This is a genomic window from Bradyrhizobium sp. KZN70725 (genome assembly GCF_055264925.1).
The window spans coordinates 1-21,079 of the sequence record NZ_JBUYWT010000038.1 but is presented as its reverse complement, the minus strand read 5'-3'; the positions used below and the strand labels follow the sequence as shown (position 1 = coordinate 21,079).

19 protein-coding genes and 1 pseudogene are annotated in these 21,079 nt (G+C 65.5%); 3 read left to right on the top strand and 17 right to left on the bottom strand.

Annotated elements, in window-relative coordinates:
• Position 1: 1 nt before the first annotated feature.
• From ACZBJS_RS29055 to ACZBJS_RS29020, 8 genes are all read right to left on the bottom strand, one after another.
• Positions 2-856 (bottom strand): shikimate dehydrogenase, encoded by an 855-nt coding sequence (locus ACZBJS_RS29055; protein ID WP_316398845.1) that lies wholly within the window; start codon positions 854-856, stop codon positions 2-4.
• Between the two features lie 21 nt (positions 857-877).
• Positions 878-1,342, bottom strand: coding sequence for an SRPBCC domain-containing protein (locus ACZBJS_RS29050; protein WP_028344907.1), 465 nt, complete (start codon positions 1,340-1,342; stop codon positions 878-880).
• An 11-nt stretch (positions 1,343-1,353) separates the two neighbouring features.
• Positions 1,354-1,677 (bottom strand): ArsR/SmtB family transcription factor, encoded by a 324-nt coding sequence (locus tag ACZBJS_RS29045; protein ID WP_057015449.1) that lies wholly within the window; start codon positions 1,675-1,677, stop codon positions 1,354-1,356.
• A gap of 143 nt (positions 1,678-1,820) precedes the next feature.
• Positions 1,821-2,423, bottom strand: a complete 603-nt coding sequence (gene pcaG, locus ACZBJS_RS29040) for a protocatechuate 3,4-dioxygenase subunit alpha (RefSeq protein WP_463439611.1) — start codon at positions 2,421-2,423, stop codon at positions 1,821-1,823.
• A 1-nt stretch (position 2,424) separates the two neighbouring features.
• Positions 2,425-3,126, bottom strand: a complete 702-nt coding sequence (gene pcaH / locus ACZBJS_RS29035; RefSeq protein WP_463439610.1) for a protocatechuate 3,4-dioxygenase subunit beta — start codon at positions 3,124-3,126, stop codon at positions 2,425-2,427.
• 38 nt (positions 3,127-3,164) lie between these two features.
• Positions 3,165-3,704 (bottom strand): 4-hydroxylaminobenzoate lyase, encoded by a 540-nt coding sequence (locus ACZBJS_RS29030; RefSeq protein WP_168858248.1) that lies wholly within the window; start codon positions 3,702-3,704, stop codon positions 3,165-3,167.
• A gap of 13 nt (positions 3,705-3,717) precedes the next feature.
• Complete coding sequence (locus tag ACZBJS_RS29025) at positions 3,718-4,446, bottom strand: nitroreductase (RefSeq protein ID WP_316399457.1); 729 nt, start codon at positions 4,444-4,446, stop codon at positions 3,718-3,720.
• Positions 4,422-5,651 carry an ABC transporter substrate-binding protein gene (locus ACZBJS_RS29020; RefSeq protein WP_083714869.1) on the bottom strand — a complete coding sequence of 410 codons (1,230 nt, stop codon included), beginning with the start codon at positions 5,649-5,651 and terminating at the stop codon, positions 4,422-4,424. Before ACZBJS_RS29020 ends, ACZBJS_RS29025 begins: the two co-directional genes overlap by 25 nt.
• Positions 5,652-5,883: 232 nt before the next feature.
• Between ACZBJS_RS29020 and ACZBJS_RS29015 the strand changes: the two genes are divergently transcribed.
• Positions 5,884-6,861, top strand: a complete 978-nt coding sequence (locus tag ACZBJS_RS29015; protein WP_076824662.1) for a LysR family transcriptional regulator — start codon at positions 5,884-5,886, stop codon at positions 6,859-6,861.
• Positions 6,862-6,869: 8 nt separating this feature from the next.
• Here the strand turns inward: ACZBJS_RS29015 and pcaG (ACZBJS_RS29010) are convergent, their stop codons facing one another.
• The 3 genes from pcaG (ACZBJS_RS29010) to pcaF form a co-directional block, all read right to left on the bottom strand.
• A complete protein-coding gene (gene pcaG, locus ACZBJS_RS29010) occupies positions 6,870-7,472 on the bottom strand; it encodes a protocatechuate 3,4-dioxygenase subunit alpha (RefSeq protein WP_253638113.1) in 603 nt (200 codons plus the stop codon).
• Position 7,473: 1 nt separating this feature from the next.
• On the bottom strand, positions 7,474-8,175 hold the full coding sequence (pcaH, locus tag ACZBJS_RS29005) for a protocatechuate 3,4-dioxygenase subunit beta (RefSeq protein WP_463439609.1): 702 nt from the start codon (positions 8,173-8,175) through the stop codon (positions 7,474-7,476).
• 105 nt (positions 8,176-8,280) lie between these two features.
• Complete coding sequence (gene pcaF / locus ACZBJS_RS29000; protein WP_028337987.1) at positions 8,281-9,489, bottom strand: 3-oxoadipyl-CoA thiolase; 1,209 nt, start codon at positions 9,487-9,489, stop codon at positions 8,281-8,283.
• Between the two features lie 212 nt (positions 9,490-9,701).
• Here pcaF and mutS point away from each other — a divergent pair, with 212 nt between their 5' ends.
• Positions 9,702-12,431, top strand: a complete 2,730-nt coding sequence (mutS, locus tag ACZBJS_RS28995) for a DNA mismatch repair protein MutS (protein ID WP_463439608.1) — start codon at positions 9,702-9,704, stop codon at positions 12,429-12,431.
• A 92-nt stretch (positions 12,432-12,523) separates the two neighbouring features.
• Here the strand turns inward: mutS and ACZBJS_RS28990 are convergent, their stop codons facing one another.
• The 5 genes and pseudogenes from ACZBJS_RS28990 to ACZBJS_RS28970 form a co-directional block, all read right to left on the bottom strand.
• Entirely contained in the window at positions 12,524-13,321 is a 798-nt protein-coding gene (locus ACZBJS_RS28990; RefSeq protein ID WP_463439607.1) for a hypothetical protein, read from the bottom strand.
• Positions 13,322-13,482: 161 nt separating this feature from the next.
• Positions 13,483-13,992 carry an OsmC family protein gene (locus tag ACZBJS_RS28985; RefSeq protein ID WP_076824652.1) on the bottom strand — a complete coding sequence of 170 codons (510 nt, stop codon included), beginning with the start codon at positions 13,990-13,992 and terminating at the stop codon, positions 13,483-13,485.
• Between the two features lie 157 nt (positions 13,993-14,149).
• Positions 14,150-14,935, bottom strand: coding sequence for an ABC transporter ATP-binding protein (locus ACZBJS_RS28980; RefSeq protein WP_463439606.1), 786 nt, complete (start codon positions 14,933-14,935; stop codon positions 14,150-14,152).
• Positions 14,935-15,761 (bottom strand): annotated as a pseudogene (locus ACZBJS_RS28975) (ABC transporter permease). Before ACZBJS_RS28975 ends, ACZBJS_RS28980 begins: the two are co-directional and overlap by 1 nt.
• A 229-nt stretch (positions 15,762-15,990) precedes the next feature.
• Positions 15,991-16,965 carry an aliphatic sulfonate ABC transporter substrate-binding protein gene (locus ACZBJS_RS28970; protein ID WP_463439605.1) on the bottom strand — a complete coding sequence of 325 codons (975 nt, stop codon included), beginning with the start codon at positions 16,963-16,965 and terminating at the stop codon, positions 15,991-15,993.
• Between the two features lie 199 nt (positions 16,966-17,164).
• Here ACZBJS_RS28970 and ACZBJS_RS28965 point away from each other — a divergent pair, with 199 nt between their 5' ends.
• A complete protein-coding gene (locus ACZBJS_RS28965) occupies positions 17,165-19,957 on the top strand; it encodes a [protein-PII] uridylyltransferase (protein WP_253588290.1) in 2,793 nt (930 codons plus the stop codon).
• 428 nt (positions 19,958-20,385) lie between these two features.
• Here ACZBJS_RS28965 and ACZBJS_RS28960 read toward each other — a convergent pair.
• The coding region (locus ACZBJS_RS28960; protein WP_463439604.1) for a transposase family protein at positions 20,386-21,079 on the bottom strand (694 nt) is incomplete at its 5' end.

Here is a 21,079-nt window from a genome sequence, read left to right as displayed (position 1 = left end):
CTCAGGCGGGCGCAGAGTAGCGTGCGGCCATCACCGCGTCGAACGCATTTGCCATGACATCCGTCGAAGGCATCATTGTCGTGAACAATTCGAACGCGTCCGCTGCTGCGTAGATCGCAAGATCGCGCCCGGTCAGAACTTTGGCGCCCTTGGCCTTGGCCGCCAACAGCAGCGGCGTCCACAGCGGCGTGTAGACGGCGTCGGCGACCCACATCGACGGATGCAACAAGCCGTCCGGCACAGGACTGTCGCGGCTCGGCAGCATGCCGACCGGCGTTGCGTTGACGACGCCGGTCGCGCCATCGACCGCGCCCTCGACGCCGGCGACACCACGAACCGCATGACGGCCGGCCAACTGACCGGCCAGCCGCGCGACCTTCGCGGCATCGGCATCGAAGATGCGGAGCTCACCAACGCCGAGGATGGCGAGCGCGAAGGCGATTGCCTTGCCGACGCCGCCGGTACCGATCAGCGCGATCGGGCCGCGCGGCGCTGACGCAAGCAGCGGCGCGATTGCGCGCGCAAAGCCGGTCGCGTCGGTGTTGTGTCCGACCAGCCGCGTGCGATCGACGACGATGGTGTTGACCGCGCCGATCGCACGCGCATCGGGTGCGAGATCGTCGAGCAGCTCGACTACCGCCTCCTTGTAGGGAAAGGTGACATTGACGCCGGCAAAGCCGAGCCGCCGGATGCCGTCGAGCATCGCGCGCAGCTCGTCGCGGCCGGCGCCGTTGACCTCGATGAGCTGGTAGTGGACGCGAACGCCGAGCGCTGCTGCGGCCGCTTCGTGCATCGCAGGCGCCGCCGAATGCGCGATCGGATAGCCAATCAGCCCCGTCAGGAAACGGTCGCGCATTGTCCCTCACGTCAGTCGCGTTCAGCTCATGCGGTCGAGCCGAGCATAGCTGTCTTCCATGCCGTGCTCCATGCCGGTCGCGAGCATCGCTGCGCGCGTTTCGGCATCCGGCAAGGTCATCCGCATCGTCATCAAGGTGCCGTCGCCGTCGGGCGCAAAGCGCGTCTCGACATGATTGTCCGGCGTCGGATCCGGCAGATGCATGCGCTCGACATGCACGATGCGGCTGAACGGTTCGAGCGCGAGATATTCGCCGGTCAAATGAAAGCCGCCGCCCTTCCCGTCGGTCCATTCGTAGCGGATCCTGCCGCCGGGCTTCGCCTCGCTGATGCAGACCGGCATGGTCCAGCCGTCGGGACCGAGCAGCCATTTCTGCAACAGCTCCGGCTCGGTATGCGCCCGATACACCGCCTCCGGCGGCGCGACGAAGCGCCTGGTCACGACGACATAGCGGTCGCCTTCGGTCTTCAGCGTCAACTTGCTCATGGGGATACCCTTCACTGCTCAGGCTTCATTGTGGCCAGCACACCGTCCAGCCGGTCGTAATTGGTTTCCAGCGCACGGCGCAGCATGCCGAGCCATTGATCGATCTCGGTAACCGCTGATGGCGCCAGCCGGCACGGTCGCTTGGTGCCCTCGATCCGCCGCACGATCAGGCCGGCGCCCTCGAGCACCTTGAGATGGCGGGAGATCGCGGGCTGGGTCATGTCAAACGGCTCGACTAGCTCCATCACAGTCGCCTCGCCCAGCGCGAGGCGCGCCAGGATCGCCCGGCGGGTCGGGTCGGCGAGCGCGGAAAAGGCGGCGTCGAGGTTGGCCATGCTTTATCTCTCATCGGTTATATAATAACCTTATTATGTAACCGATGCCGCATGTTCAAGCCAAATCCGCTGCGGCGAACGCGCGCAGCGGATTTTTCGGCCGTCCCCCAAAGTTGGATTGGCGCGCCGCTGGCGGCGCGCAGCTAGACGTCGAAGAACACGGTCTCGTTGTCGCCCTGCAGATGGATGTCGAAGGTGTAGACGCTGCCCGCGCCGGCCTTGCGCCTGGCGATCAGCGTCGCGCGTCGATCGGCCGGCACCAGCGCCAGCGTGGAATCTGTGGCGTTGCCGGCTTCATCTTCGAAATAGATCCGGGTGTAGAGGTGCAGCAGCATGCCGCGCGCGAACACCGCGAGCCCGATATGCGGCGCCTGCGGCTTGCCGTCGGCATCCGGCACCACGCCCGGCTTGATGGTGTCGAAGGCGTAGCCACCGCTCTTGTCGGTGCCGCAGCGGCCAAAGCCCTTGAAACTCGAATTGGGCAGCGCGCGCGCATCCTGCGGATCGGAGAAGCGGCCCTGGCTATCGGCCTGCCAGATCTCCAGCATGCAGTCCGGGATCACGGCGCCGTCGCCGTCATAGACCTTGCCCTCGACGCGGATGCGCTCACCCGAGACGTCAGGCGTCAGAAGGTTGTTGGTAAAAGCGTCGTTCCATTCATATTCGCCGTTCGGCGTCAGGCCATACTTGAAATAGGGGCCGACGGTCTGCGAAGGCGTGATTCCATCAGGACGCGGGTTCGACACGTTACTTGGTCTCCATCGGCGTGGCACTCTGCCCGCGCAGCACGATATCGAAGCGGTAGCACAGCGCCCATTCCGGCTTGGTGTTCTCGAGATCGAACGACGAGATCATCCGCGCCCGCGCCTTCTCGTCCGTCACCGAGTTGAAGATCGGATCGAACGGGAACAGCGGATCGCCCGGGAAGTACATCTGGGTCACCAGCCGCGAGACGAACGCGTGGCCGAACACCGAGAAGTGGATATGCGCGGGCCGCCAGGCGTTATGGTGATTGCCCCAGGGATAGGCGCCGGGCTTGATGGTGATGAACTTGTAATAGCCCTTGGCATCGCTCTGGGTGCGGCCGGCACCCGTGAAGTTGGGATCGAGCGGCGCCGGGTGCTGATCGACGACATGAATGTAGCGGCCGCAGGCATTGGCCTGCCACAGCTCGACCAAGGTGTTTGGCACGCCGCGGCCGTCCTCGTCGAGCACATAGCCGTGCACGATGATGCGCTCGCCGAGCGGCTCGCCCCTGGCCTGGATGGTGAGGTCGTTGTCGTGCGCGCGCACGGTCTCATGACCATAGACCGGCCCGGTCAGCTCCGAGAGCGTGTGCCGCATCGGGATCAGCGGCTTTGAGGGTACGCGCTTGATCGCGCTGCGGTACGCCGGCGACAGGCGCGCCGGATGGACGCTGTTCGAAGCGACCGGATAGATCAATGTCATGCGTATTCTCCGGACCGGATTGCCGCCGGCGCCCAACGTCAGGCCGGCGCCTTGAAATCGTAGGAGATGCGCCCGGCCGGCAGATAAAATAGCGCGATGACCGCGCCGCCCCTGACCTCCGGATAGTGCAGGCTGCCGGGATCCGGCGCGGTCCAGCCCGGTCCCTGCCAGCCCTGCAGCCCCTTCAACTGCGCGCCCTTGTCGAGGGGAACGACGAGGTTGAGCTCGCCATAGGGGTGACCATGATATTGCCCGCGCAGCACGTCGTGATCGTCCTCGTCCTTGATGCGGCGCGGATCGGTGCTGTTCATGTAGACCGCGGTGATGCTGAACTGGAACGTCTCGGGGACCGGCTCGAGGATGCGGCTGCGCCGATAGTTCGGACCTTCCACCTCCTGGTTCGCCGCCCAGCCCTCCTCGACTCCCATTTTGATCAGGCGGGCCAGATCCTGGTACAGCGCGCTGTCCTCTCCATAGGTCTCGTTGAGCCATCGCTCCATCGCCGCGCTCGGCGTCATGTCCTTGACCTCGCGCAGAAACGGAATGCTGCGTTCGATAAGCTGTTCCCGGCTTCCCATGACTTTCTCCTGTCTAATCCTCGAAACCCTTGAAGGAGGCGAATGCCTCCAGTTCCGCGCGCGGCATCAGCCGCGTGCGTGACCGCTCCCTGGGGTGGCCCATCGAGATCCCGCAGGCCACCATCTGCTCGGCGGGGATCGACAGCAGCGGACGCAAGATCCGATGGAATCTGGCGAAGGTCTCCTGCGGACAGGATTGCAGCCCGCGTCCGACCGCCGCCAGCATCACGTTCTGGATGAACATGCCGAGATCGAGCCAGCTTCCCATCGCGAGACGCCGATCGATGGTGACGATCAACCCAACCGGCGCGCCGAAGAACATGAAGTTCTTTGCGGTCTGCCGGCTCCTCGCCTCAGCGTCGCTTTGCGCGATCCCGAGCGTGTCATAGAACAATCGCCCGAACTCCTGACGACGGCCGAGATACGGCTCGGGGAAAGCGCTGGCGTAGTATTGATATTCGGAGACGTGCTCGTTCGGCTCGTTCTCATACGCATCCAGCAGCGCAGCCGACACCTCGGTCTTGGCGACGCCGGCGAGCACGTAGACGTGCCAGGGCTGGATGTTCGCGCCGCTCGGCGCGAACCGCGCCACGCGCAGGATCTGCTCGATGGTCGATCGGGAGACCGGACTGCCGGAGAACTCGCGGCACGACAGCCGGCCGGCGATCACCTCGTCGATTGGATTGCGTGCGGCTCCGCACGCCACATCCCGGTCGATCACGACTTCTTCACGAGCGAGCATCCGCCGTCCTCCATCGGTCTGAAGGCCTCTTCACCCGGGATGGTGGCCAGCAGCTGGTAGTAGTCGAACTGGTATTTCGACTCTGCCGGCGACTTGACGCGGAACAGATACATGTCGCGGACCAGCCGGCCGTCGGGACGGATCCTGCCGTTGCGGGTCATGAAATCGTTGACCGGCAATTCGCGCATCTTGGCCGCGACCGTCGGCCCATCAAGCGTGCCGGCGGCTTCGACCGCCTTGAGGTAGTGCATGACAGCACCATAGGTGCCGGCGTGGATCATGGTGGGCACTTTCTTCGTCTTCTCGATGAAGCGCTTCGACCATGCCCGCGTCTCGTCGTTGAGGTCCCAGTAGAACGCCGAGCTCAGCATCAGGCCTTGCGCACTCTGCAGCCCAAGGCTGTGAATGTCGGCGATGAAGACGATCAGGCCGGCAAGCTTCTGCCCGCGCGTCACCCCGAACTCGCCGGCCTGCTTCACGGCGTTGATGAAGTCGCCGCCGGCGTCGGCGAGCGCGATCACGTCGGCCCTGGAGGCCTGCGCCTGCAGCAGGAAGGACGAGAAATCGGGAGTGTTGATCGGGTGTTTCACGGCGCCGACCACCTTGCCGCCGGTCGTGTCGATCACCTTGCGGCTGTCGGCCTCGAGCTGCGCACCGAGCGAATAGTCGGCCGAAAGAAAGAACCAGGACTTGGCGCCGAGGCGCGAAATCGCCTTCGTAGCCCCCTGCGACAGCGCGTAGGTATCGTAAGTCCAGTGGATGCCGGTCGGCGAGCACTCGTCGCCGGTCAGCCGGGACGTTGCCGCGCCGGTGGCGAGAAACAGCTTCTTCTTGTCGCGCGTGATGCCCTGCACCGCCAGTGCGACCGCGGAATTCGGGACGTCGAGGATGGCTTCGACGTTGTCGTTCTCCAGCCAGCGCCGGGCAATCGCCGAGCCGATATCCGCCTTGTTCTGATGATCGCCGGCAACGATCTCGATCGGGCGGCCGAGCACCTTGCCCTTGAAATCGTCCACCGCCATTTGCGCCGCGACCACCGAGCCCTGGCCGCCATTGTCAGCGTACAGCGACGACATGTCGGTCAGCACGCCGAGCCTGACCGGCCCGTTCTGTGCAATCGCCGACGTCGCCGTCGCCACCAGCATCAACGCCAGTCCGATTGATTTACGCGCGCCACTTCGGGCCAACATCACCCAGGCCTTCATCGCTTTTCTCCTCCCAACCCGGCGCCGGCAATCTTGGCCAGAACGCCGCGTTGCGGAAGTGAAAGTCTTGCAGAGTGATCCTGAACCGGCTTCAGATGGCAGGTGGTGACGACACGGCTATACGCTCGTGGAGAATCCGCTCGGTTGCATCCGCCAGATGCCTGGCCTTAACTGCCGTCGATCGCGGAATTTTGCCGAGGCGAGCGATCTGCCGTAGACGGGGACTCTCAACGTGTCCGTTTCCTTCAAGACCCTGGATCTGAATCTGCTCAAGGTATTCGACGCCGTCATGGAGGAGCGCAGCGTGCTGCGGGCCAGCCAGAAGGTCGCGCTGAGCCAGTCCGCTGTCAGCCACTCTCTGGCGCGGCTGCGCGAGATGCTGGATGACGACCTGTTCGTGCGCACGGCCACCGGCATGCAGCCGACCGCGCGCGCGTTGACGATGGCGCCGCAGGTTCGCCAGGCGCTGCGATCGCTGGAGGCCGCGGTCGAGCTGCCGACCTTCGCTCCAGCAGCCTCCACCAAGCCGTTCACGCTGGCCGCCAACGACTTCACGACGATGGTGCTGGCGCCGCCGCTCCTGAAGATCCTGGGCCGGGAAGCTCCTGCGATCGACCTCACCATCAAGCCGGTGACGCGGATCGATCTTGCCGAGCAGATCGACCTCGGCCGCATCGACGTCGCGATCGGCGTGTTCTCGTCGCCGCCGAGCCGTTTCCGCACGGCGCTGCTGTTCGAATATAATGATGTGCTGATCGTCGGCAAAAGGCGCAAGCTTGGCCGGCTCGACAAGGCAAAGCTCGCGACCTTGCCGTTGGTCGTGGTGTCCTTTGGCGGTGAGCAGGAAGGCGCGATTGGCGGCTTCATCTCCGAGCGCGGACTCGCCAGGCGTTCGGAGATGTACGATCGCCCCGCGCTCGAACGGGCGCTGTCCGACAGCGACCGGCCGCCGCGGATCGCGGTCTCGCTGCCGCACTTCCTTGCCCTGCCCGCACTGCTGATCGATTCCGAGTTGGCTGCGATCGTCCCGCGGCCGCTGGCGCGTGCACTCGAGCAGGCACATGCGATCACGACCTATGAACTGCCTTACACCACGACGCCCGTGGAGGTTCGGCTGCTCTGGCACGAACGCGTCGAGGACGAGCCTTCGCACGAATGGCTTCACGAGGTGCTCCGGCGCGCCACCGAAGAGCTGCGGCGCGGCGGCTAGCGGCCGGGCTAGACGTCGAAAAACACCGTCTCGTTGTCGCCCTGCAGATGGACGTCGAAGGTGTAGACGTTGCCCGCGCCGGCGTTGCGCCTGGCGATCAGCGTCGCGCGTCGATCGGCCGGCACCAGCGCCAGCGTGGAATCTGTGGCGTTGCCGGCTTCATCTTCGAAATAGATCCGGGTGTAGAGGTGCAGCAGCATGCCGCGCGCGAACACCGCGAGCCCGATATGCGGCGCCTGCGGCTTGCCGTCGGCATCCGGCACCACGCCCGGCTTGATGGTGTCGAAGGCGTAGCCACCGCTCTTGTCGGTGCCGCAGCGGCCAAAGCCCTTGAAACTCGAATTGGGCAGCGCGCGCGCATCCTGCGGATCGGAGAAGCGGCCCTGGCTATCGGCCTGCCAGATCTCCAGCATGCAGTCCGGGATCACGGCGCCGTCGCCGTCATAGACCTTGCCCTCGACGCGGATGCGCTCACCCGAGACGTCAGGCGTCAGAAGGTTGTTGGTAAAAGCGTCGTTCCATTCATATTCGCCGTTCGGCGTCAGGCCATACTTGAAATAGGGGCCGACGGTCTGCGAAGGCGTGATTCCATCAGGACGCGGGTTCGACACGTTACTTGGTCTCCATCGGCGTGGCACTCTGCCCGCGCAGCACGATATCGAAGCGGTAGCACAGCGCCCATTCCGGCTTGGTGTTCTCGAGATCGAACGACGAGATCATCCGCGCCCGCGCCTTCTCGTCCGTCACCGAGTTGAAGATCGGATCGAACGGGAACAGCGGATCGCCCGGGAAGTACATCTGGGTCACCAGCCGCGAGACGAACGCGTGGCCGAACACCGAGAAGTGGATATGCGCGGGCCGCCAGGCGTTATGGTGATTGCCCCAGGGATAGGCGCCGGGCTTGATGGTGATGAACTTGTAATAGCCCTTGGCATCGCTCTGGGTGCGGCCGGCACCCGTGAAGTTGGGATCGAGCGGCGCCGGGTGCTGATCGACGACATGAATGTAGCGGCCGCAGGCATTGGCCTGCCACAGCTCGACCAAGGTGTTTGGCACGCCGCGGCCGTCCTCGTCGAGCACATAGCCGTGCACGATGATGCGCTCGCCGAGCGGCTCGCCCCTGGCCTGGATGGTGAGGTCGTTGTCGTGCGCGCGCACGGTCTCATGACCATAGACCGGCCCGGTCAGCTCCGAGAGCGTGTGCCGCATCGGGATCAGCGGCTTCTGCGGCGAACGCTTCACGGTGGAGCGATAGTCCGGCGACAGCCGCGCCGGATGGGCCGCAAGCGATTGCAGCGGGTACAACAAGGTCATGGCGAATTCCTCCGCGGCCCACGCGCCCGGTGAGCTCACGTCAGATCATTATAATGCATAACCAATTTGGGGAAGGGCTGTTTTCAGCCCCTCCAAGCCATTGGCTTAATTAAGTTTTTCGATCGCGACCGCAACGCCCTGACCGACTCCGACGCACATAGTTGCCAAGGCAAGCTTCCCGCCCCGCTTCTCCATGCCGTGCACGGCGGTCAAGACCAGCCGCGCGCCGCTCATGCCGAGCGGGTGGCCGAGCGCGATCGCACCGCCATGCGGATTGACGAAATCGGCGTCTTCCTTGACGCCGAGCTGGCGCAGGCAGGCGATACCCTGCGAGGCGAAGGCCTCGTTGAGCTCGATCAGGTCGAAGTCCGACACCTTGATGCCGAGGCGTTCGACCAACTTCTTCGTTGCCGGCACCGGACCGATGCCCATGATGCGCGGCGGCACCGCGGCCGAGGCAAGGCCGAGGATTTTTGCGCGCGGCGTCAGGCCGTGCTTCTTCACCGCGGCTTCGGAAGCGAGGATCATCGCGGCGGCGCCGTCATTGACGCCGGACGCGTTGCCCGCGGTCACTGTGCCCGGATTGCGCACGATCGGCTTCAGCTTGGCGAGACCTTCGAGCGTGGTCTCCGGACGCGGATGCTCGTCCTTGTCGACGGTGATCGGGCCGGCCTTGCCGCCGGGCACTTGGATCGGAACGATCTCCTCGGCGAAATAGCCCGACGCAATCGCCGCGCCCGCACGCTGCTGCGAGCGGATCGCCATCGCATCCTGATCGGCGCGCGACACCTGGAATTCCTCAGCGACGTTCTCGCCGGTCTCTGGCATCGCATCGACGCCGTACTGCGCCTTCATCAGCGGATTGATGAAGCGCCAGCCGATTGTGGTGTCGTAGATCTCGGACGAACGCGAGAAGGCTTCCGCGGCCTTGCCCATCACGAACGGCGCGCGCGTCATCGATTCGACGCCGCCCGCGATCGCGAAATCGATCTCGCCGGCGCGGATGGCGCGGCCCGCAGCGCCGACTGCATCGAGGCCGGAGGCGCAGAGCCGGTTCAGGGTCTGGCCGGGAACCGACTCTGGCATGCCTGCGAGCAGCAGCGCCATGCGCGCAACGTTGCGGTTGTCTTCGCCGGCCTGGTTGGCGCAGCCGAAATAGACCTCGTCAACCTCGTTCCAATTGAGCGTCGGGTGCTTGGCCATCAGCGCCTTGATCGGGGCCGCCGCGAGATCGTCGGCGCGTACTTTGGCGAGCGAGCCGCCGAAACGGCCGATCGGGGTCCGGACGGCATCGCAAATGAACACATCACGCATTGAATCTCTCCCTGAATGCCGCGACTTAGGCGCTGGATCTGCTGGAACTTGAGATCGGTTTTAGGAGCGTGCCCGCGGCAGGTCAATTGATGCGGCTGCGCGCCCCGCACGCATTGCCGTGAGGGCTGACATAATTGGCGCGTGGACAGGGTGGAAAACCCCGACTTCGCGGATAGGACCGCGCGACGAAATTTTGTAGTTTCCGCCCCCTCATGACAGTCCAGCAGCCCATCCCCGTTCCGCCCGAGCCCGCTCCTGCCGCCGAGGCGCCGTCGCGCGTCACGCCGATGATGGAACAGTATCTGGAAATCAAGGCCGCCCATCCCGGCCTGCTGCTGTTCTACCGGATGGGCGACTTCTACGAACTGTTCTTCGAGGATGCGGAGATCGCCTCCCGGACGCTCGGCATCGTGCTGACCAAGCGCGGCAAGCATCAGGGCATGGACATCCCGATGTGCGGCGTTCCGGTCGAACGCTCCGAAGATTACCTGCATCGCCTGATCGGCGCCGGCCATCGTGTCGCGGTGTGCGAGCAGACGGAAAATCCCGCGGAGGCCAAAGCCCGCGGCAACAAGAGCGTGGTCCGCCGCGGCGTGGTGCGGCTGGTGACGCCGGGCACGCTGACCGAAGACACCCTGCTCGACGCCCGCACCAACAATTACTTGATCGCGATCGCGCGCGCCCGCGGCTCGGCCGGTGCGGATCGTCTTGGCCTTGCCTGGATCGACATTTCGACCTCCGAATTCATGGTGACGGAGTGTGCGACCGCGGAGCTCGCGGCGACGCTGGCGCGCATCAATCCGAACGAGGCCATCGTCACCGATGCGCTCTACAGCGACAGCGAGCTGGCGCCGACCTTGCGCGAACTGCCGTCGGTGACGCCGCTGACCCGCGACGTGTTCGACAGCGCCACCGCCGAGCGGCGACTCTGCGACTATTTCGCGGTCGCGACCATGGACGGCCTGTCAGCGATGTCGCGACTGGAGGCGACCGCCGCAGCCGCGGCCGTCACCTATATCGACCGCACCCAGGTCGGCAAACGTCCGCCGCTGTCGCCGCCGGCGCGCGAGGCCGCCGGCACCACGATGGCGATCGATCCGGCGACCCGCGCCAACCTCGAACTGACCCGCACGCTGGCCGGCGAGCGTCGCGGCTCGCTGCTCGATGCGATCGACTGCACCGTCACCGCGGCCGGCTCGCGCCTCCTGGCACAGCGCCTTGCCGCGCCGCTGACCGACGTTGCCGTGATCGCGCGGCGGCTCGATGCCGTCTCGGCCTTCGTCGCGGATTCCGCGGCGCGCGAGGACGTCAGGACCGTGCTGCGCGCGGCGCCCGACATGTCGCGCGCGCTGGCGCGGCTCTCGGTCGGCCGCGGCGGCCCGCGCGATCTCGCCAGCCTGCGCGACGGCATCCTCGCCGCCGACCAGGCGCTGGAGCTGCTGGCGCAGCTTTCCAATCCGCCGGCCGAGGTTTCGACCGTGATGGCGGCGCTACAGCGTCCCTCGCGCGATCTGGCGCAGGAATTCTCCCGCGCACTCTCCGAGCAGCTTCCGCTGATCAAGCGCGACGGCGGTTTCGTCCGCGAGGGTTATGAGGCCGCGCTCGACGAAAGCCGCAATTTGCGCGACGCCTCGCGCCTCGTCGTCGCCGCGATGCAGGCGCGTTATGCCGAGGATACCGGCATCAAGACGCTGAAGATCCGGCACAACAACGTGGTCGGCTATTTCGTCGAGGTCACCGCGCAGCACGGCGACAAGCTGTTCGCGCCGCCGCTGAATGCAACCTTCATCCATCGCCAGACGCTGGCCGGGCAGGTCCGCTTCACCACCGCAGAGCTCGGCGAGACCGAGGCCAAGATCGCCAATGCCGGCGAGCGCGCGCTCAATCTCGAGCTCGAGATCTTCGAACGCCTGAGCGCGATGGCGCTCGCGGCGAGCGATGATCTGCGCAACGCCGCGCATGCCTTTGCGATGCTCGACGTCGCGACGTCATTGGCCAAGCTTGCGATCGACGACAATTACGTGCGGCCCGATGTCGACGGCTCGCTCGGCTTTGCGATCGAGGGCGGACGGCATCCGGTGGTCGAGCAGGCACTGAAGCGCGACGGCCAGCCGTTTATCGCCAATGCCTGCGACCTGTCGCCGGCGCCGGGCCAGAAATCCGGTCAGCTCTGGCTGATCACCGGTCCGAACATGGCCGGCAAGTCGACCTTCCTGCGCCAGAATGCGCTGATCGCGCTCTTGGCACAGATCGGCTCTTACGTGCCGGCGTCGCGGGCGCGGCTCGGCATCGTCGACCGGCTGTTCTCGCGCGTCGGCGCCGCCGACGACCTGGCGCGCGGACGCTCGACCTTCATGGTCGAGATGGTCGAGACCGCGGTGATCCTGAATCAGGCGAGCGAGCGGTCGCTGGTGATCCTCGACGAGATCGGCCGCGGCACGGCAACGTTCGACGGGTTGTCGATCGCCTGGGCCGCGATCGAGCATCTGCATGAGAGCAACCGCTGCCGCACGCTGTTCGCGACGCATTATCACGAGTTGACCGCGCTCTCGGCGAAACTGCCGCGGATGTTCAACGCCACGGTGCGGGTCAAGGAGTGGCAGGGCGACGTCGTGTTCCTGCACGAGGTGCTGCCGGGCTCGGCCGATCGATCCTACGGCATCCAGGTCGCAAAACTCGCCGGCCTGCCGCCCGCGGTGATCACACGCGCCAAATCGGTGCTGGCCAAACTCGAGGCGCAAGATCGCGGCCAGACCGCGCGCGCTTTGGTCGACGACCTGCCGCTGTTCGCCGTCCCCTCCCGCGCCGCCAGCGAGGACAAGCCGCCGAGCGAGGCCGATCTGCTGGTCGAGGCGGTGAAGGCGCTGCACCCCGACGAAATGTCGCCGCGCGAGGCGCTGGATGCGCTGTATGCGTTGAGGGCAAAGCTGCCGAAGGGGTAGGTGCTGTCGTCATTCCGGGATGGTCCGAAGGACCAGACCCGGAATCTCGAGATTCCGGGTTCGATGCTTCGCATCGCCCCGGAATGACGGCGTCAACGTTTTACTTTCCTCCGCCCGATCTGCCACAGCACCAGATTCCAGACGATGCAGGTGGCGAGCGCGCAGCGAAGGCCGATTGGCGAGCCGAGTTGCAGCACCGCGACGTGCAGCACCGCAACCCCGAGGCCAAAGCCCATCAAGCCCCAGGCGCTGTTGGCGAGCACGGCGGCAGTTGCGGGGCCGCCGATGCGCGGATGCAGGATCAGCATCATCGAGGAGAATACGATCGGAAACAGCGCCATCACGCCGGTGACGCGCGGGCCGACCCAGCCTGACGCCGTGACCACGGTGCCGACCAGGCTTGCGACCAGCGCGGCGCGCAGCGGAATGTCGTACCAGCGCCGCGCGATCAGCGGCATTTTCGCGACGTGCCGATAGGGCCGGAGCAGCGGGATGCAGATCGCAAAGGTTATGGCGTTGACGATCAGCCCGGCGGCGAGCGACCACTCGAACTGGCGGATGATGGTGGCGAGCACCAGCCACACCGCGATCGCGCTGCCCGCGCTGATCCACATGCTGAAGCGCTGCGCCAGCACGGCGTAGGTCAGGCCCATATAGATCGTGGCGGCGTTGACCGGCAGGCTCGCCAGCGCCCCCTCGGCGATGAAGGCGGCGTCATGGTCGAGCGCGAGGAAGGTGTAGGACGGCCCGGCCGAGATCGGCAGGGTTGCGATCAGCGCGCCGATCACCGGTCCCGAACGCTCCGTGATGATGGACGCGCTGACCACGAATGCGGCCGCAACCGCCATGCGCAACACGAGGATCAGGACGAAGTGGAGTTCGGGGGACATTTGTTCCGTCGTCCCGGCGAAGGCCGGGGATCCATAACCACGGCTGTTCGTGAGGAGCGAAAGCCGTCGGGCAGCGGGGCTTGAATCGAGAAGACACGGCGTATGGGTCCCGGTTCCATGCGCAATCGCGCACTAGGCCGGGACGACACCGTTGAAAGCGGCTACACCCGCTGCATCGTGACCGAAACCTTCGGGCCGTTCTTGATGGTCTGATAGACCACGCAATAGCGCTCGGTGAGTTTCAGCAAGAGATCGAGCTTGTCCTGCGGCGCGTCGGTGCCGATCTCGAAGCGGAGGCGGATCTCGCGGAAGCCGACCGGGGTCTCCTTGTCGACGCCGAGCGTGCCGCGGAAATCGAGATCGCCCTCGGCGAAGACATTGCCGGGCTTCAGCGGCACGTCGATCGCGGTGGCGACCGATTTCAGCGTGACGCCGGCGCAGGCGACCAGCGCTTCCAGCAGCATGTCGCCGGAGCAAAGCTCGAGCCCGGAGCCGCCGGTAGCGGGGTGGAGGCCGGCGATCGCGAGCGCACGGCCAGTCTCGACCTTGCAGGCGATGCTCTCATTGTCGATCGATCCCTTGGCCTTCAGCGTGATCACGGCGGCCTGGGGGTCGGTCTTGTAGCGCTCCTTGATCGGAGCCTGCATTGCGCGGAGTTCGGCGGAGTCCATGGGTCTGCTCCCGGCTATTCTTCTTAAAGCGCGATGAGACTCAGGCTGAAATCGTCATCGCGCTTTAGATTCTTGTTTTAGCATGATCTTTTCGGAAAACCGCTTCACACTTTTCCGGATCATGCTCTAGCCGATGTAAGGCCTTAAGGAGCGGATGTCACCACCACATCGCCTCGCCGGCGCTGGATTTGTCGGTGACGTCCCGCACCGAACGGTCGAGCGAGCGGTCGAGCGCGGTCAGCACGCGGCGCTTGAAGGTGTCGAACAGCTCCGATTTGCGGTCGCGCGGCCGCGCCAGGTTGATGGTAATCTCCTCGAACAGCCGGCCCGGCCGCGGCCGCATCACCAGCACGCGGTCGGCGAGCACCACGGCCTCGTCCACGTCGTGGGTGACCAGGATCAGGGTCGGCCGCGTGTCGGCCCACAGATCGAGCAGATGATCCTGCAGATCGCGCCGCGTGAAGGCATCGAGCGCCGAGAACGGCTCGTCGAGCAGCAGCACTTCGGGCTGCGGCACCAGCGCGCGGGCTATCGCGACCCGCTGCGCCTGGCCGCCGGACAATTCGCGCGGCCAGGCCGCGGCCTTGTCGGCAAGGCCGACGCGGGCGAGCGCCGCCACGACGCGCGCGCGCCTCGCGTCGGCCGGAAGGTCGGCGAGGCCGAAGCCGATATTGTCGGCGACGCTGAGCCAGGGCAGCAGCCGCGGCTCCTGGAAGATGATCCCGATCTTGGCGTGCGGCGAGGTGATCTCCGCATTGTCGAGCGTCACGCTGCCCGTGCTGGCGCGATCGAGGCCGGCGATGGCGCGCAGCAGCGTCGACTTGCCGCAACCGGAGCCGCCGATGATCGCGATGATCTCGCCGGGCGCAATCTCGGCCGAGAACCGCTCCAGCGCGTGGACGCCGTTCGGATAGGTCTTGCCGACTGCTTTGAGCGCCAGCATTACTGCCCTCCCCGCGCGCCGAACGCGTCCTGCCAGCGCAGCAGCGGTGCGGCGGCGACCTCGATCAGCCAGTCGGTGAGCTTGCCGAGAATCGCGAAGATCACGATCGCGGCGAGGATCTGCGCCGGCTTGCCGAGCTGCTGGCCGTCGAGCAGCAGATAGCCGAGGCCTTCGGACGCGCCGATCAATTCGGCCGCGACCACGAACATCCACCCCAAACCGAGCCCGACCCGCAGCGCCACCACATAGGCCGGCAGCACGGCGGGCAACAGGATGCGGCGGATCATGGCGGGTCCGGAGAGGCGGAACACGCGCCCGACCTCGACGATCTTGCGATCGACCGACAGGATTGCGCCCATCACGCCGAGATAGATCGGAAAGAACACGCCGACCGCAATCAGCGCGACCTTCGAGGTCTCGAAAATGCCGAGCCAGAGCACGAACAGCGGCACCCAGGCGAGCGAGGGGATCGCGCGCAGCGCCTGCACCGTCGGATCGAGCAATCCCAATAGCCGGAGATCGCGCCCATGATGGTCCCGGCGACGACACCGAGCGCAAAGCCCGCGCCCACGCGCCACAGCGTCGCGAGGATATGGCGCGACAGCTCTCCGCTCTTGGCGAGCTCGACGATGGTCTCGAACACCTTTGACGGAGGCGGCACCAGGCGGCCGTTGGAATAGCCGAGAGAGACGACGAGTTCCCAGCCCAGCGCCAGCGCAATCGGCAGCACGAGCCCGAGCACCGGGCGCGCATAGCGTGACCACCGCCCAGGTGCACCGGGCGGGGCCGTCTGTTCCAGCGCGGGCAGGTCAACGGTCATGGCCATAGCAACAACTATTCTTCCGGCGGGATTGCAAGGCGGAGCGCGCCTAACTCCATCCACGTCGTCCCGGCGAAGGCCGGGGCCCATAACCACAGGGCGTGGTAATCAAGCGAGCTGGGGCCACAGCCTTGTCCAACAATAGAGCCCTGTGGTTATGGGTCCCGGGTCGCGCTTCGCTTGCCCGGGACGACGAAGGTTAGTTTGACGACGGAGGTTAGTTTAACGACAGCGGTTAGTTGGTGGGCAGCGGGACCTGATCGTCGACCAAGGAATCCAGCGCGGCCTTGACGTCGGTCTTGGCGTCGATCACGCCCGCCTGCTGCAAGGCGAGGCCGGCGGCGAGGATCGATTCGCGCTGGGCACTGCCGATCCGGCTGTGGGTCAGCTCGGTGCGCTCCTTGAGCTGCTTGTCGACCACGGCGTCCGGCAGCTTGGTGACGGCGATGAAGGTCTTCTTCAGCTCGTCATAGTTGGCCAGCGAATATTTCCGCGCTTCCTCGTACGTCGCGAGCACGCGGCGGACGATATCCGGATGCGCCTTCAGGAACTCCTCGCGCACATTGAGGATGCCCCAGGTGTTGGCTTCCGCCTTGCGGTAGAACAGCTTTGCGCCGTCCTCGACCTCCGCCTGCGCCATCATCGGATCGAGACCGGCCCAGGCGTCGACGTCGCCGCGGATCAACGCGGTCTTGCCGTCGGCGTGCTGCAACAGCACCGGCATGATGTCCTTTTCGGTGAGACCGGCGCCGAGCAGCGCACGAACCAGGAAGATGTGCGGATCGGTGCCACGCGTCACCGCGACGCGCTTGCCCTTGAGGTCGGCGACGGACGCGATCCTGGAGTCCTTGGTCGTGACCAGTGCGGTCCATTCGGGACGCGAATAGACATAGATCGACTTGATCGGGTTGCCGTTGATCTTCGCGACCAGCGCCGCCGAACCCGCGGTCGAGCCGAGATCGATCGAACCGGCGTTGAGGAATTCGAGCGCCTTGTTGGAGCCGGCCGACTGCACCCAGACGATGCTGATGCCGTCCTTGGCGAATTCCTTTTCCAGGAGGCCCTTCTGCTTCAGGACCATCGACACCGGATTGTAGGTCGCCCAGTCGATCCGGATCTCCTTCAGCGCGTCGGCGGCGCGCGCCGCGCCGGGCAGCAAGGTCGAGACCGCGAGCAGCGCAGCGAACGTGCGCCGGGAAAATTTTTGCATTCGTCGACCCCCTCGATCAGTTTTAAGAAACAATCTTTTATTTCAATGAGTTAGCCTTGCGGTCAACGAGAAAATCTCTACCCTTTACGGGATGGCGCGAGAACGATCTTGCTCGAAGCGCCGCCATGAGAGCATGGAGCTGCTGTCGTTATACTTTGGTCAGTGACAGCAACGGCTCCGTCCGATATCGGATGAACCTATGGACAGCGTCGTAGCCGAGGCCCGCCCTGAAGCGGATGATCGTTTCGAGACCGAGCGGATCACCGCGGCGGTGAATGCACTTGCCGAACGGCATGCCGGCCGCGAGGACCAGTTCCGCGCCGCGATGGCGCAGCTGCTCAAGGCCGAGCTGATCGCTGCGCGCGCCACGGCGCAGGCGCTGCTGCTCAAGGACCGTCACGGCCGGCGCTGCGCCGAACGGCTCTGCTTCGTGCAAGACGAGATCATCCGCATCCTCTACGCGGCGGCGACCCGCCACCTCTATCACTCGCCGATCCCCTCGGGCGCCGAACGCATGGCCGTGGTGGCGACCGGCGGCTATGGCCGCGGGCTGATGGCGCCGGAGTCCGACATCGATCTGTTGTTCATCCTGCCCTACAAGCAGACCGCCTGGGGCGAACAGGTCGCTGAAGCCATTCTCTATTGCCTCTGGGACATGGGGCTGAAGGTCGGCCATGCCACGCGTTCGGTCGATGAATCGATCCGCCAGGCGCGCGGCGACATGACGATCCGCACCGCGATCCTGGAGACCAGATTCCTGACCGGCGACCAGCCGCTTTATGACGAGCTGGTCGAGCGCTTCGACAAGGAGGTGGTGCAGGGCACCGCGTCGGAATTCGTCACCGCCAAGCTTGCCGAGCGCGAGGAGCGGCATCGCCGCGCCGGCCAGTCGCGCTATCTGGTCGAGCCCAACGTCAAGGACGGCAAGGGCGGCCTGCGCGACCTGCACACGCTGTTCTGGATCGCCAAATACGTCTACCGCGTGCGCGAGACCGACGAGCTGCTGGAACGCGGCGTGTTCGACGCGCAGGAATACCGCACCTTCCGCCGCTGCGCCGACTTCCTGTGGTCGGTGCGCTGCAATCTGCACTTCTTCGCCGGACGCGCCGAGGAACGGCTGTCATTCGACATGCAGCGCGAAATCGCGGTCCGCCTCGGCTACACCTCGCATCCCGGCATGCAGGACGTCGAGCGCTTCATGAAGCATTACTTCCTGATCGCGAAAGACGTCGGCGACCTCACCGCGATCCTGTGCGCCAAGCTCGAGGAAGAGCACAACAAGCCGGCGCCGGTGCTGAGCCGGATGGTGGCGCGGCTGCGGCCCGGCACCAAGCGGCGGCGGGTTAACGGCAGCGACGACTTCATCGTCGACAACAACCGCATCAATCTCGCCGCGCCCGACGTCTTCAAGCACGATCCGGTCAACCTGATCCGGATCTTCCGCCTTGCGCAGCAGAACAACCTCGCCTTCCATCCCGATGCGATGCGCACGGTGACGCGCTCGCTGAAGCTGATCAACACCCAGCTGCGCGAGAACGATGAAGCCAACCGCCTGTTCATGGAGATCCTGACCTCCGACAATGCGGAGATCGTGCTGCGGCGGATGAACGAGACCGGCGTGCTCGGCCACTTCATCCGCGCCTTCGGCAAGATCGTGTCGATGATGCAGTTCAACATGTACCACCACTACACGGTGGACGAGCATCTGCTCCGCTGCATCGGCTACCTGCAGGACATCGAACGCGGCGGCAACGAGGAGTTCACGGTCGCCAGCGACCTGTTCCGCAAGATCCGCCCCGAGCACCGCCCGGTGATCTATATCGCGACGCTGCTGCACGACATCGCCAAGGGCCGGCCGGAAGACCATTCGATCGCCGGCGCCAAGGTGGCGCGGCGGCTGTGTCCGCGGCTCGGCTTCTCGGCGGCCGACACCGAACTGGTGGCGTGGCTGATCGAGGAGCATTTGACGATGTCGACGGTGGCGCAATCGCGCGACCTGTCGGACCGCAAGACCATCGAGAATTTCGCCGCCGTGGTGCAGTCGGTCGAGCAGATGAAGCTGCTCACGATCCTGACCACCGCCGACATCCGCGGCGTCGGACCGGGCGTGTGGAACGGCTGGAAGGCGCAGCTGTTGCGCACGCTGTATTACGAGACCGAACCGGTGCTGACCGGCGGCTTCTCCGAGGTCAACCGCGCCCAGCGCATCGCGGTGGCACAAGCCGAATTCCGCCGTGCTTTCACCGAATGGCCGGAGGCGGAGCTCAACGCCTATATCGGCCGGCATTATCCGGCCTACTGGCTCAAGGTCGAGCTGGCACGCAAGATCCGCCAGGCCCGCTTCATCCGCGCCAGCGAGCAGGCCGGCCACAAGCTTGCGATCAATGTCGGCTTCGATGAGGTCCGCGCCGTCACCGAGCTGACGATCCTGGCAACCGACCATCCCTGGCTGCTGTCGATCATCGCAGGTGCCTGCGCGTCGGCCGGCGCCAACATCGTCGACGCCCAGATCTACACCACGACCGACGGCCGCGCGCTCGACACCATCTCGATCTCGCGCGAATACGACCGCGACGAGGACGAGGGCCGCCGCGCCACCAGAATTGGCGAGATGATCGAGCACGTGCTGGAAGGCAAGCTGCGGCTGCCCGAGGCGGTCGCCAAGCGCACCGTCCGCAGCAAGGCGCGGCCGTTCATCGTCGAGCCCGAGGTGACTATCAACAACCAGTGGTCCGACCGCTACACCGTGATCGAGGTCTCCGGCCTCGACCGGCCCGGCCTGCTCTACCAGCTCACCACCGCGATCTCGAAGCTCAACCTCAACATCGCCTCGGCGCATGTCGCGACCTTCGGCGAACGCGCCCGCGACGTGTTCTACGTCACCGACCTGCTCGGCGCCCAGATCACGGCACCGACCCGGCAGGCCGCGATCAAGAGCGCGCTGCTGCATCTGCTGGCGAGCGAGGACCAGGCGGCGAAGCCGGCGGCGTGAAACGCCGCACCAGAGCCTGATGAAGTCAGGCTGGATCGGTCTCGCGCCACGCTGGCTGCACCTCTCCCGCTTGCGGGTAGGGCAATCGCATATCGGCTCGATAGCTCCACAAACTCGTCATGCCCGGCCTTGTGCCAGGCATCCGCGTCTTGGTTTCGCGAAAAGGCGTGGGTGGCCGGGACAAGCCTGGCCATGACGGCGCGGGAACAGCGGTGCTGGAGCCATTGCGATTGCCCTGCCTTTGCTGGGGAGGCGCGTTGCCAAAATATCGAAAACAACCCCATGCAAAGTAGCCGGCAGTGGCTGGCGTTCGACCAGGCTACTGTCCGTAGCGGGTGAAGATGTCGTGTTTTTGTAGCTCGTGATCTGTCGCCTTCGTTGTTGATTATCGGCGTGGCCGGAAGGCGCGGACGGCTCGGCCGATTTGGTCATGCCAGGGATATTGTTGGTGGGGACTTTGTCAGTTTCTTTGTTCGACTTGAAGCCCGTTTCTCCGCCCCGACCCGCACGATCTTGACGGCGGCGTGCGCAGGAGCGGTCAAGGACGCGCGCTTGCGCGCCCGCCAGGGCTTGTCCTTGACGGCTCCGAGCACGCCGCCAGGCTGAAGCGCGTCGGGGCTGATCTGCTGTCCGTCAGGCGCAAACCTCGCCAATCGATGCGGTCCAAGGAACACGCTGACGGTGCCATCGGGATACTCATGGAGCCGCACCACAGCCTTGACGAAGTGAGGCCTGAGCCGGCTCTCCGGCAACTGCAGCCGCCGACCGTTCCATGCAACGGTATTGTCGTTGGCGACGGTTCGCTCCTCGATCAGCGCCTCGCGCCAGGCCTCATGCCGGTCGGCCACGAATGCCGTGCCTTCCTGTTCGGGCTTGATCGCAAACGCGGCGTTGTGCCCGGGGATGTAATGCGCCTTCAGCCACGCGTTGGCAGCCTCAACCGTCGTGATCCCGGCAAGCCGCAGCTCCTTCGGCAGCCGGTCCTGCAAGGTGCCGAACACCCGCTCGGAGCGCCCGCGCGCCTGCGGCGAATAGGCTGCGATATGCTCGATCCCAAGATGCGACAAAGCCCGTCCCACCTGGGTTTGTTGCGTCTTCGAGATCTTCTCGCCAGCTTTTGGG

Coding starts and splice junctions, on each gene's coding strand:
- ACZBJS_RS29030 (WP_168858248.1), bottom strand. CDS start 3,704: ATGGGAAGCCGGGAACAGCTTATCGAACGCAGCATTCCGTTTCTGCGC.
- ACZBJS_RS29020 (WP_083714869.1), bottom strand. CDS start 5,651: ATGAAGGCCTGGGTGATGTTGGCCCGAAGTGGCGCGCGTAAATCAATC.
- pcaH (WP_463439610.1), bottom strand. CDS start 3,126: ATGACATTGATCTATCCGGTCGCTTCGAACAGCGTCCATCCGGCGCGC.
- ACZBJS_RS28980 (WP_463439606.1), bottom strand. CDS start 14,935: ATGCTGGCGCTCAAAGCAGTCGGCAAGACCTATCCGAACGGCGTCCAC.
- pcaH (WP_463439609.1), bottom strand. CDS start 8,175: ATGACCTTGTTGTACCCGCTGCAATCGCTTGCGGCCCATCCGGCGCGG.
- ACZBJS_RS28965 (WP_253588290.1), top strand. CDS start 17,165: ATGGACAGCGTCGTAGCCGAGGCCCGCCCTGAAGCGGATGATCGTTTC.
- ACZBJS_RS29050 (WP_028344907.1), bottom strand. CDS start 1,342: ATGAGCAAGTTGACGCTGAAGACCGAAGGCGACCGCTATGTCGTCGTG.
- ACZBJS_RS28970 (WP_463439605.1), bottom strand. CDS start 16,965: ATGCAAAAATTTTCCCGGCGCACGTTCGCTGCGCTGCTCGCGGTCTCG.
- mutS (WP_463439608.1), top strand. CDS start 9,702: ATGACAGTCCAGCAGCCCATCCCCGTTCCGCCCGAGCCCGCTCCTGCC.
- ACZBJS_RS28990 (WP_463439607.1), bottom strand. CDS start 13,321: ATGTCCCCCGAACTCCACTTCGTCCTGATCCTCGTGTTGCGCATGGCG.
- ACZBJS_RS28985 (WP_076824652.1), bottom strand. CDS start 13,992: ATGGACTCCGCCGAACTCCGCGCAATGCAGGCTCCGATCAAGGAGCGC.
- ACZBJS_RS29055 (WP_316398845.1), bottom strand. CDS start 856: ATGCGCGACCGTTTCCTGACGGGGCTGATTGGCTATCCGATCGCGCAT.
- pcaF (WP_028337987.1), bottom strand. CDS start 9,489: ATGCGTGATGTGTTCATTTGCGATGCCGTCCGGACCCCGATCGGCCGT.
- ACZBJS_RS29025 (WP_316399457.1), bottom strand. CDS start 4,446: ATGCTCGCTCGTGAAGAAGTCGTGATCGACCGGGATGTGGCGTGCGGA.
- ACZBJS_RS29045 (WP_057015449.1), bottom strand. CDS start 1,677: ATGGCCAACCTCGACGCCGCCTTTTCCGCGCTCGCCGACCCGACCCGC.